This is a genomic window from Desulfobacula phenolica (assembly GCF_900105645.1).
Classification (GTDB): Bacteria; Desulfobacterota; Desulfobacteria; order Desulfobacterales; family Desulfobacteraceae; genus Desulfobacula; species Desulfobacula toluolica.
On sequence record NZ_FNLL01000008.1, the window covers coordinates 136,873 to 149,292 of the forward strand.

General features: G+C 45.8%; 9 protein-coding genes. 3 read left to right on the top strand and 6 right to left on the bottom strand.

From position 1 onward, the window contains the following. Positions 1-48 precede the first annotated feature (48 nt). The 6 genes from BLT94_RS14185 to BLT94_RS14210 form a co-directional block, all read right to left on the bottom strand. Positions 49-945, bottom strand: coding sequence for a UbiA-like polyprenyltransferase (locus tag BLT94_RS14185; protein ID WP_092235413.1), 897 nt, complete (start codon positions 943-945; stop codon positions 49-51). 59 nt (positions 946-1,004) lie between these two features. Beyond that, positions 1,005-2,015, bottom strand: a complete 1,011-nt coding sequence (amrS, locus tag BLT94_RS14190) for an AmmeMemoRadiSam system radical SAM enzyme (RefSeq protein ID WP_092235416.1) — start codon at positions 2,013-2,015, stop codon at positions 1,005-1,007. 19 nt (positions 2,016-2,034) lie between these two features. Further along, positions 2,035-2,802, bottom strand: coding sequence for a class I SAM-dependent methyltransferase (locus BLT94_RS14195; RefSeq protein ID WP_014959105.1), 768 nt, complete (start codon positions 2,800-2,802; stop codon positions 2,035-2,037). Positions 2,803-2,804: 2 nt separating this feature from the next. Next, positions 2,805-3,569, bottom strand: a complete 765-nt coding sequence (locus tag BLT94_RS14200; protein WP_014959106.1) for an ATP-binding protein — start codon at positions 3,567-3,569, stop codon at positions 2,805-2,807. Between the two features lie 110 nt (positions 3,570-3,679). Further along, the gene (locus BLT94_RS14205; protein WP_092235419.1) at positions 3,680-6,067 is read right to left on the bottom strand and encodes a Lon protease family protein; all 2,388 of its coding nucleotides are present in this window, start codon (positions 6,065-6,067) and stop codon (positions 3,680-3,682) included. A gap of 124 nt (positions 6,068-6,191) precedes the next feature. After that, a complete protein-coding gene (locus tag BLT94_RS14210; protein ID WP_092235422.1) occupies positions 6,192-8,717 on the bottom strand; it encodes a cation:proton antiporter domain-containing protein in 2,526 nt (841 codons plus the stop codon). A 259-nt stretch (positions 8,718-8,976) separates the two neighbouring features. On the opposite strand from BLT94_RS14210, the gene BLT94_RS14220 reads away from it, so the two are divergent. The 3 genes from BLT94_RS14220 (at position 8,977) to BLT94_RS14230 (ending at position 12,344) form a co-directional block, all read left to right on the top strand. Then, positions 8,977-9,894 carry a DMT family transporter gene (locus BLT94_RS14220; RefSeq protein WP_092235425.1) on the top strand — a complete coding sequence of 306 codons (918 nt, stop codon included), beginning with the start codon at positions 8,977-8,979 and terminating at the stop codon, positions 9,892-9,894. 264 nt (positions 9,895-10,158) lie between these two features. Continuing rightward, entirely contained in the window at positions 10,159-11,253 is a 1,095-nt protein-coding gene (locus BLT94_RS14225; RefSeq protein ID WP_092235428.1) for an aromatic acid exporter family protein, read from the top strand. Further along, on the top strand, positions 11,250-12,344 hold the full coding sequence (locus BLT94_RS14230) for an FUSC family protein (protein ID WP_092235431.1): 1,095 nt from the start codon (positions 11,250-11,252) through the stop codon (positions 12,342-12,344). Before BLT94_RS14225 ends, BLT94_RS14230 begins: the two co-directional genes overlap by 4 nt. Positions 12,345-12,420: the final 76 nt, after the last annotated feature.

Genomic DNA, 12,420 nt, shown 5'->3' on the forward strand with positions numbered 1-12,420 from the left:
GCAATCCTGCGGGAATGAGCAGTCTTGCAATATGATCCGGATTTTGGTTCATTTTAAAAAACCCTGGGTCAGCACACCGACAAACAGAAGAACGGAAATAATTGAATTCATTTGAAAGAATGCCATATTAATCTGCGTTAAATTATCAGGTTTAACCATCTGGTGTTCGGCAATCAACAACAAACCTATGACGCCGAGAAACACTAAAAAAACCGGATGCATACCAAAGGCTGCATACATGGCCAAAAGAAACACAAAGGTACACACATGAAGCAAAGAAGAGATCTGCATGGCCTTTTTAGGCCCCAGTTTTGACGGCAGGGAAAAAAGCCCCTCTGTCCGGTCAAAATCAATGTCCTGGCAGGCATATAAAATATCAAATCCGGCAATATAGGTCATAAGGCCAAGACTCAGGAAAACAATGCTCCATGAAAGAGTGCCGGTAATCGCAACCCATGCCCCCACCGGAGCAAGGGAGATGGCAAACCCAAGATAAAGGTGACAATATTTTGTAAACCTCTTTGTATAGGAATAAAACATCAAAAAAAACAAAACCGGAAAAGAGAGGATAAAACACAGTTTTGACAACATGGCTGCGGACAACACAAATGCCAGACCCGACAATCCGACAAACAAAGCCACGTCTTTTTTTGACAATGCGCCTGAAGGTATTTCCCTGATGGCTGTCCTGGAATTTTTAATATCAATCTCCGCATCCGCAATACGGTTAAATCCCATGGCAGCCGATCTTGCGCCCACCATGGCCGTTAAGATCCAGAAAAAATCCCAGGCAGACGGTGAATGCGTTTCCCACCCCATCACCACAGCTGAAAAAGCAAAGGGAAGAGCAAAAATTGTATGGGAAAACTTAATCATTTTCCCATAAACCAGTATTTTATTTTTTAAAAGCAACGCTAAACCGACAATATAATTCTCACCACTCATATCTCACATCTCACTATCCACTATTCAATAACAATCATCCATCATCCAAAACCCAATACTCAATATATTCCATAGGCAATGGTATCACATCGGGGGCATTTTCCCCCTTCCTGCAAAAAACTTTCCACCTGATACGCATATCGTTTCACTAAAAGCGCATCACACGAATGACAATAGGTATTCTCAGACGACTGGCCCGGAACATTTCCAATATACACATATCTAAGCCCGGCCTGCCTGCCCGACTCATATGCTGTTTCCAGAACGGATAACGGCGTTGGCGGCCTGTCCGTCATATGATAGCAGGGATGAAACCTTGAAATATGCCATGGAGTTTCACAACCCAGATCATTGGCAATATATTGCGCCATGGCCGTCAGATCATTTTTATCATCATTTAAACCCGGAATCAGCAGCGTGGTTATTTCCACCAGAATTCCCAGGTCTTTCATTCGTTTAATATTTTCTTTAACCGGTTCAAGCCTTGCTGTGCAAAAGGTCTTATAAAATTTATCATCAAATGCTTTCAAATCCACATTGGCCGCATCCAGAAAGGGAGAAACCATCTCAAGAACCTTGGTACTCATATACCCATTGGTGACAAAAATATTGAACAAACCTTTTGCCCTTGCAAGCCGGGCAGTTTCAAGGGCCAATTCAAAAAACACGGTGGGTTCGGTATAGGTATATGCGATACTGTCACACCCGTTTTTGACAGCGTCTTTGACAATTTGTTCAGGAAAAAATTCTCTTCCCTGGATCAACCCGTTGTTATCTGACGGCATCTGGGCAATATTGGCGTTCTGGCAGAACGCACATTTCAAATTACATCCCACCGTGGCAATGGAATAAGAAAATGATCCCGGTTTTAAATGGAATACCGGCTTTTTCTCTATGGGATCAACCCCGGTGGCAATCACCTTTGGATAAACAAGGGACATCAGCCTGCCGCCTTTATTCTCACGAACCCCGCAAATGCCCCTTTTCCCGTCTTTGATGACACAAAAATGGCGGCAGATGCCACACCTTACTTTTTTTTCATCCAGTTTTTCATAGATCAGGGTTTCCATTTTTACTGCCTAATCCTTTTTATTGCCGCATCCTTGTGGCCAATCCAGTTGTAGGATTATAGACTCTGCGTTCTTTCACCTTCAACATCAAGGGACGGGTTCGAAATTTCGGCACCGGTTTAATCCGCATGCCTATAAGAGTCCCGAAACATGATTTTTGAACAATGTTCATGTTTTCAAAAAACCCTGCAATCCTCCCGTAAACAAACGGAAACTGCAAAGTTGTTTTCCATTTCACAGGAACATTTCCCAGAATTGCAAACACAATCTGTTTGAGTTCCCAGATACTGAAAAAATGTACCTGGGTATAAATGTCAGGCATAAAAAAACTTTTAAGCCTGCGAAGCACATTCAAAGGCGCATACCGGTTTAAAACACAGATAACCACATTATCCTTTGCCACCCTGCAGGCTTCTTCAATAGCCTTGGCAGGCCTTTCCGTAAATTCAAGGCTCGTGAATAATATGGCGCAATCAAATGTATTGTCATCAAAAGGAAGACTTTCAGCCGTCCCCCGGTGAAGATCCACCTGATTGCCAAGCCTTTTTGACGCCAGATCCAGCATGTACAAAGAAGGTTCCACACCTGTAAGAATAAGTCCCCTGTCCAGCAAAAGTTCCAGGCTGATTCCCGTTCCGCATCCAATATCAAGAATGCGCTGTCCTTTTTCCGGAGATAAAAGATCCAGCATCAATTTGATTTCAAGATCCAGGCAATACTTGTTCCTGGCCTTATCAAACCAGGCATCATATGATCCTGCATCTTTAAAATCAAATACATATCCCATGCTTAATCTATAATCTCTTTTACTTTTGACATCATCTGGTTAACGGCAAAAACCGCGGGAGAATCATCCTCCAGCTCAAGAACCGACCGTCTTTCCATATCAAACTCAAGAAGGTTGGCATCATCGGGTATGGTGCAGAGTATTGGAACACCGATCCTTTCGACCTCATCCAGAAAAGCTTTGCTCAAGGTTTCCGGTGCTCGGTTAACGATCAGGCCCTTATGTTTAACATCCAGTTTAAGATCACCCAGCATTTCATTGATTCTTCCCACAGCCCTCAGCCCCCTTAAGGCATAGTCTGTGACCAGCAGCAGCATATCAACCTTGCCGCTGGTTCTGCGGCTCAAATGCTCCATCCCGGCTTCATTGTCAACAAGCAGGTATTTATAATTTTTTTCCAGCTCGTCGGCAAACCGGTTCAGGATATTATTTACCATGCAATAACAGCCCTGGCCTTCCTGGCGGCCCATGACCAGCAGATCAAAAGAATCCTGCTCAATCAGCACCTGGTTCATCAGCATTTCAAGATAAATCATCTTATCCATGCCCGAGGGAACAGCCTGGGGATCTTTCATAAAATTTTCACGAACGTCGCCCACTGTTTTTTCAATATTCAGCCCAAGGGTTTCTCCCAGGTTGCTGTTGGGATCTGCGTCAATTGCAAGAAGCGGATCATTCTGATGTTTTGTAAAATACCGGGTAACCAGTGCTGAAACCGTTGTTTTGCCAACTCCGCCCTTGCCTGCCATTGCGATTACTTTGCTCATATTTACTCCAAATCCAGTTGGTTAATTTTCTGTTTCTCTAACATAATGCAATCTTTTAAAAATGCAATTAAAGAGTTGAATAATAAACGAATTCCAAATCCAAAAGCAATTTATTTTCCAAATTGCAAGGATAATTCATGGTATTTCTTTAATTTTTCCTGAACTTTGCCAAAAACAGTCTCTTTGGGATAGCAGTCGTTTGAATCCGGTTGACCGGCGGCAATACCGGTCAGCACCTCAATGCCCTCTTCAATATTGGTGACCTTATACAAATGAAACCATCCTGACTCAATGGTCTGAACAACGTCTTTTCTCAAAACAAGATTTTTTACATTTGAAGCCGGAATCATAACCCCCTGGTGTTTTGTCAGCCCTTTTTTCACACAAATATCATAAAACCCTTCTATTTTTTCATTCACATCTCCAATGGCCTGGATCTCACCCTTTTGATTCACCGATCCTGTAACCGCGATTTCCTGGCGGATGGGAATGCCCGAAAGGCTGGAAAGAACCGCATACAACTCCGTGGACGATGCGCTGTCACCGTCAATGCCATCATAACTTTGCTCAAATGTAATGCTGATACTGACACTCAAAGGATAATTCTGGGCAAACATTCTGCCAAGATAGCCGGAGATAATCATGATCCCCTTATCATGAGTCTGACCCGAAAGATCGGATTCATGCTCAACATTAATAATGCCTGCAGGCCCCATATAAGATTCCGCAGTAATCCTTGTGGGCCTGCCAAAGGCAATTTCACCCATATCATAAACCGCCAGAGCATTCACCTGGCCTGTTGTCCGCCCTTTCACATCAATCAGGACATATTGGTCATCAAACTCCTCGGATAATTTTTCTTCATACAGATTGTTGCGAAACCGCTGCTGGTTCAAAGCCAGGGTCACATATTTTTCAGACACCACGGAAGCGCCCTCTTTTCTGGCCCAATAATCGGCCTCTTTTAAAATTCCAAGGATCGGACCAAATCTCAAGGACAGTTTCTGCTGATTTGCCACCATCCTGCTTCCATACCCGATGACTGCCCAGACACCGTCTGCGGTAAAACTTAAGAGGTTCTCTTTTTTACAGACCCTGGCAATAAACCTGGCATAATTGTAGATATTTTCATCGGTTAATGGTGCTTCATAATCAAAATCAGCCCTGACTTTAAATATCTTGTTAAACCGTGTATCAGCACTCTGTAAAATCCGGAAAGGTTCATATCCGCCCACAAGAACCACCTTTACCGACAATGGTATCGGGGCAGGTTTCAGCGAAGGCATGCCGTAATCCACCTGGTCGGGCATATCTTCAATCCGAAGCTGTGAATCCTGCAAGGTTCTTTTTAAAGATTCCCAGACCAGCGGATTTGACAACAGCGGTTCAATATCCAAAATAAGATAGCCTTTATTGGCTTTCAGCAACGAACCTGCCTGGACCATTGTAAAATCCGTTTCAAATGATCCTGTAACCGGTTTTTTCTCGATTTTCCCAAACAAATTATGAAAACTCGGGTTGGGTTCAAACACCACTGGCGCACCTTTTTCCCGTCTTCGATCCACAAGCACATTGACCTGGTATCGTTTCACAATTGACCCGGTCATTTCCAGGACTTTTTCCCCTTCATTCTCTTCCTGGCCTTTAACCCCAAGGAACAAAGAGATATTATCAATAATGTCCTGCTTGACATTCTTCAGGTATGTTTGAATATCCTTGCAATCCTTGAAATAATACCTTACCGGATCAATCTGCTCGGAGATAAGCTGATCTGTTATGGATGCAATCTTTTCCTTTAATTCCACCTCCATCTGTTCAGCAAGCTTGTCCATTTCAATCAGGCACGGACTGAGTTTTTCTTCAACCTGCTCCATGGCCTCATCAATTTTTCGCAGAGCCGCCTCATCCAGTGTCTGGTAATCTTCCTGAGACATGGGTTTACCTTCCCAAAGCGGCACTACCTCATAATCGGTTTGTGTCCTGAGAATTGACAGCCCCAGGTCCCGGGCAAATTGTTCAACATCCTCCAGCAGCTGTTTCTGCCGGATGGAAGTTTCTTTTTGAATGGCGTTCTGCTCTTCCAGGAAAGACGGTGCTTCAAAAAATTCAGGTATTTTTATCTTTAACACTTCGATGAACCGGGTCATGCTCTGGCTGAAATAGACGGCTGATCCAGCCGGCATTTCAATGACAACCGGACAATAATCATTATCAAAATTATTCACCAGGCAAAGATCTTCCGACGTCTGCCTTGTTGTGGCATGCTCTTTGAGAAGTTCCCTTACAATGGTGGATTTACCCGTGCCTTCCAGGCCTGTGACAAAAATATTATATTCCGGACCCGTCATGTTCAATCCAAAATCAATGGCTTCCACCGCCCGCTTTTGATTGATAATCCTGTCCAACGGCTCCAGTTTTGATGTATCCTTAAAATCAAACAGCCCTGACGGATATTTTTGGTTCAACTCTTTTAGTGAAACTTTAAACTTTTCTTTCATTTTCCGCTCCTGATTATTTGTCCGCTCATATCCAACTTTAAAATGCCAAGACTGATATCCATCTTTCTCTCATGCACCTGCTATTGCTCTTGCTCATTTTTTTAAAACCGGCACACATATATTTTTATACTTCACGCTTCCGGTCGGCACCAATGACAACCTGACGCAATGCAGCTTGATTTTTTGCCCGAAGCCATTTTTTTTCAAACCTGGGGTCCAGCACAATCTGTGCAACAGCAGACAGGGCACGCAAATGAAATTTTCTTTCATCTTTTGAACCCACCAAAACAAAAGCCGCATACACCAATGGTGTGGATTTGGAAAACTCAATGCCTTTGCGGCACCTGGCCAGAAGAACGGAAAATTTTTTTTCCCCTTCAACAATAATATGGGGAACTGCCAATCCAGGTGCCAATACGGTTGTGATTTCTTCTTCCCGTGTCATCAGCATGTCATACAGACGGGAAGGCGACATATTCAATGAGTCGGACATGGCGTGGGAAACCATATCAAAAAAGGTTTCCTTGTTCATGGCCTGTTTCAAATCCATTACCGGGCTGTTTTCCACAAACAGGTCAAACCTGTCTTTTTGAACGGACTTGTTTTTTTGAACAGACCGGTCTCTTTGAACAAACCGGTCTGAAGCGATGATCTCTTTGACTTCGGTTTGAACCAGAGGATCAATCAATTCCTTTGCACTTGCCTTTTCAACAAGCTGCAGCAATGCTTCCTCCTGGTTGACGTCAAATCTCAAGGCGATTTCTTTTAAGGAATTGGTCGCCCCCACCACTGTCACAAGATCACCTGCCTCAAGTCTTGTGTAATCATGAGGCACAAACAGGACCCCCCGTCTTCGAACAGACATGATTACGGCATCAAAAGGCAGCCTCAGATCCCTTAAAGCCAGACCGAACAGGTCCGGATTTTTAATTCGAAGATCAACAATATTCCGGTCTTTTTGCATCCCCATCAGCAATGATGCTGCAGCAGGCGACTGCACAAAATTGTCCAGCAGGCTGACAATTGCCGTGGCCGGATCAACAATCAAAACACCCAGGGCCTGGAAACGGCTGAAATTTTTCCGATCATTCAACCGGGCAATGATGGTCTGAGTTCCAAAATGCTCATACGCTATTTCACATATTTTATAATTTTCATCATCCGACAACATCGCCACAATGGCCCCGGCATGATCACCGCCCGTATATTTCAATTGAGCAAGGCTCAGGTCTGACAATTGATAAACATTGATGTTTGGATTTTTTTCATGGTGATTGTTCATGTGAGTAACACCCACTTTCACTGCCCACCCCTGGGAAATCAAAGACATGGCCAAAGCAAACGCCTGGCCGTCAGACCCGAAAATCACTGCATTTCTTGAACCTGCAGCCACATGACCTTCTGCTCTGGAGTGATCTTCCTTCATCATTTTAATGGCGTATTTAAACAATGGCGGACCAACGATCTGGTTTAAAACAATAATGGATATGATGATTGTGGCAAAAGGGTTTCCCCATTCTGGAAATTCAACAACCACTTCTTTTGCCAGACCCAGGCCCACACCCGCCTGTGTGATATAGGCCATCCAGGAGATGGCGTTGTTTTTCAGGGGATTTTTTGCCAGAGTTCCGCCGATAAAAGATCCGAACAATATGGCGATGGCCCTTGCAAAAAAAAGAGTTACGGCAATGGGCCAGGTCTGCACAAGTACATCCAGTGACAAGGATGCGCCGGTCAAAGTAAAAAATGCAATATAGACGGTCAGGCTGATGTCATAAAGAATCTTTAAAAATTCCTTTCTAACTCTTGATGTATTGGACACGAAAAACCCCGCCACCATACAGATTAACAAGGGTTCAAGCAAAACTTCAGCAGACAGGATGCCATGGGACATATGCCGGATTTGGGATGACAAAACAAACACAAGATAACCGGATGATAAAATAAGACCGGTTTTTAAAGATTTTTGAACAGGTAACAGCAAAACGGCCAGAATCAGTCTGGAAACAAGATAGCCGATAATAACGGATGCACCAATCTCCGCTATCAAAAACAGGATAAAACTGAAATTAAAATCCATGCCTGAAAAAAGCGCGTCTGCAATAGATGAATTGGCGGCAAACAAAATAATAACCACCACATCCATAATAATGGTCACCCCCAGCACGGTCTGGGTAAACGAGCCTTTGGCCCTTAATTCATTGACAATAGCAATGGCGGAAGATGGCGACCGGGCAACCAGTATGGCACCTGCCAGAATTGAAACACCGATTTTTGCATCAACAGGCATAAGTTGCATAAAAGGGATAAATCCGGAAAGAAGAAAAAAGGTCAGACCGGTTAAAAAGAACGTACACACCACAAGACCTGTGGTAATCCATGCAATACTTTTGACCCTGGTTTTGAGTTCTTTTAAATACAGCTCTCCGCCAGCGGCAAAAGCAATGAAACCCAAGGAGACTTCATCCACAAACCGCAGATTCAAGGTGGCTTCCAGGGTGATCAGATCAAGCATATAAGGGCCTGCAATGATACCGGTCAGCAAAAAACCGCTGATCAACGGCAATCCTGTTTTCATCAGGCTGTGACCGATCTGTTTTGACGCAACAGCAATGAGTGCAAAACAGGCACCAAATACAACAACATCCATAGACAATCCTATCATAGAATTCAGAGCCGATGGCGATCTTCAACTAAAACCATAGACCTGATCATAACATGGAAAACACGGATTGGAAATCAGGCAGGAAGAAAACACAGAGGAATAAAATTTTTCCCAACCACAACCAGTTCACAACGACCAAAGAAGATGTTGAATACATGTCATTAAATTTCACAAAACACGGTTCCAGAGACCATAAAAAAATGGTAATATATACAGCTTTAAAACAAACACCCAAGGATAAACCGTGAACAGATCAAACCCGTTGTTCCCATATTTTTGCCTGTTACTGGCCATGATGCTCTGGGCCAGTACCTTTGTTGCCCTGAAACTGGCCTTCAGGATCTATGACCCCATGGTGGTCATTTTCGGTCGCATGGCTGTAGCAAGCCTTTGCTCTCTCTTTTTTCCTTTTGTTTTCAAAAACATCCGGTTCAGGGTGAAAGATATAAAATACATCGCCTTTATGGTAATCTGTGAGCCCTGCCTCTATTTTGTCTTTGAAGCCAAGGCCTTAGTCTACACCTCAGCAGCCCAGGCAGGGATGATCACAAGCATGATGCCGCTGATGGTTGCCATTGGAGCCTGGCTGATCCTGAAGGAGAGGCTGACTTTTCGTACCTGTATTGGGTTTTCCATTGCAGTCACGGGTGCCCTGTGGCTGAGCCTTGCATCCAAGGCTTCTTCCCACGGACCCAATCCCCTGATGGGCAACTTCCTTGAATTTATGGCCATGGTATGTGCATCCGGCTATGCCCTGTCCCTGAAAAAACTGAGCGATCAATACTCTCCTCTTTTTCTCACGTTTATCCAGGCTTTTGCCGGGGCTGTTTTCTTTTTTCCGGCTCTTTTTTTGCCAGGCACCCAGCTCCCTGTCCAGGCAGAACCCCTCCCGCTGTTTGCCATTCTCTATCTGGGCAGTGCAGTTACATTAGGGGCATATGGATTTTACAATTACGGGGTCAGCAAAATTCCCGCCAGCCAGGCCACTGCATTTATCAATCTGATACCGGTATTCAGCCTGATCATGAGCGCCGTGGTTTTAGGCGAACGATTTTCAAATGGTCAATACATGGCAGCTATCCTGGTCTTTATCGGAGTGATTTTAAGCCAGGACTTTAAGGGAATAGTCCGGACAGACCCGGCTCCCCTGCTGGAAGGATGACAGACCTGAGACAACAGGGCTGACCAACTCCGGTTCCCTGATGCATTTTTTTAACCGATGAGAACACAGCAACCTTTATGTTTGCCCTTTTTGATAAGTCCACAATATTTTATTCCGTAGCTTTTAGATTAAAAATCCACCTAACAAATTCGAATATCCCTAAATGGATGAACATTTAAGAACCGGCTTTTCAACCAGTATTTTTTATTGTATAAATCATGAATCAGAACAAGTTACTCCCCAACACAAACAGGCTGAATCTTCATGCATAAGCTTTTAAAACCATTGTACAAAAAAATCATTCACCCCCTGGACCCGGCGTTTTTTGTCACCCGGTATGCGGCGAAATCAGTCCTGGCATGCCTCCTGGCCCTGTTCCTGGCATTCTTCCTCCAGCTCCCGCATGGCCTCTACTCCTGGTGCATTTTCGGGGCGTTCATCCTGATGCTTAGCCGTGCGGGAAGCACATACCGGGAACGGCGGCTTGTGGCTATAAAACTGATCTTGATCACTGCCATCCTCGTTCCCGTCTCCACCTGGGCCGGAGGGCTGCCCCTGCTCCGGGAAGTTTATGTGTTTATACTGGTTTTTTGCGCTTTTTTTTCTGCCTGCCTGGGATTCTCCAACATGGTCATCGCCATGGGAGTCATGGTCATAAACCTCTTGGCCATTGGTTCACCAGAACCTTTACTCCAAGGAGTTTTCAGAACCATGGCCGTGCTGCTCGGGGGTGGTGCCGCCTATGGGGTCAGCTTCCACATCTGGCCGGTTCACCCGGAAACAGTCCTCCGCAAGGCCGGTGTGGTGGCCCTCACCGACCTTGCGGATTTTTTCCGGGTGGTGACAAAAAAAATCCAAGGCCGCAGCCTGAAACGCAAAGTATTCCGACTCCAGGATAGAACCACAACTTCCTTGCGCCGCTACCGACAAATTATGGAAGCCATGAACCTGGACCCCATGAAAGAACTTGAAAACAACCAAGGCCCCACTGCCCTCTACGGCATGCTGATCCGTCTGAAAACCGCTATCGTGGGTTTGGACAGAAACAGTCGGATACATGAGAACCGCCTCCTTTCAGGAGAAGTCAAGACCGCCTTCTCAAACCTGGCAGCACAAGCATCGATAGCCTTTGACAAGCTTGTCAATCTTCTGGAAGGAACCTCAAAAAACCGGCCCCAATCCCTGGAAAACGCCTTGGACCATCTTGAAAACCAGCTTCTGAAACTTGGAGCCTACAAAAGGGGGGATGACATGAAAGAAGAATTCCTGGAAGCGTGGGGGGCCATCCACGCCCTGCGGCACCTGAACCTTGAAATGGAAAACATGGCCCGATTAAAACCCCTGGAGCAAACACCATGACCACCCCCGCGATTGTCAAACTCAGAAAAGAACTGCGCTTCAGCTCTCCGGTGTTCCGGCATGCTTTAAGGTCCGCCTTTGCCGTGACCCTCGCCATTGCCGCTTCCCATATTCTGAACCTGCACCACGGCATCTGGCTGCCCATCAGCGTTCTGGTGATCATGCGGCCTTCCCTGGGCGGAACCCTTCGCATCGGATGGAACCGATTGCTTGGAACCGTTATAGGGGCCTCCATCGGCATCGGCATGCTCCGATCCCTTGGTGAGCATCACGGCATTTTGATCCCCCTGATCCTGACGGCCCTGTTCCTTACCTTGTTTTTAAAAGTCTACAATTACACCGCGTATATCACGGCCCTCACCACCATGGTGGTGCTGGCCCTGGGCCTCATCATGCCCATGGGCTGGAAACTTGGAATGATAAGGATTCTGGACACCTTCCTGGGCGTCGGAATCGGTGTGGGATGTGCCTTTCTTCTGTGGCCCACCCGGGCCAGAAAATCCATACGGCGGGAAACAAAAAAAACCCTATGTGCCCTGGAAAAGCATTTTTCCCTCCTGGCAGATCACTATCTTTCGGGACAAACCGGTAACGACAGCGTCATCCCCTCCCGCATCAAGGTCAATGAGCAACTTGCCGAATGCCGGGAATCCTTCAGGGAAGCCGCCGCAGAACCTGGACTCAGCAGCGCCCAGCGCCAGGAACTGTCCCGTCTTTTAAGAACCTTTTCACGCATCGCAGACCTTCTCTCCGCCCTGTACACGGTGATCACCCGGGCCAAGGGAAAGCCCCTGCCCGAAATCAAAGAGGATACCGCAACCCTGCTTAAAGAAACCCGGGAACTGTTTAGCTGGATGGTGAGCTATGCCGGAAGCCCTGAAACCTGCGGGGATAAACCGGACCACCGATCCGCAATTCACCGGTTTCTGATCATGGGGAGCCGGTTGAGAAGCATAGGCACCTTTGACAAGGTTCCTCTCCAAAGGCGAAATAACATCTCTGCCCTGGTCTGGAATATACGGACAATCGGGGCGGAACTGGACCTGGCCCATGAACGGATTACGGCCCTTCGAAAAGGCCGGAAAAATTAAATTTTGAAAGAAAAGCTGCTGCGCTAAACATTCGGAAAACAGTTAAATCTTCCCTTTCCGCCGGCAGGCAGCGAAA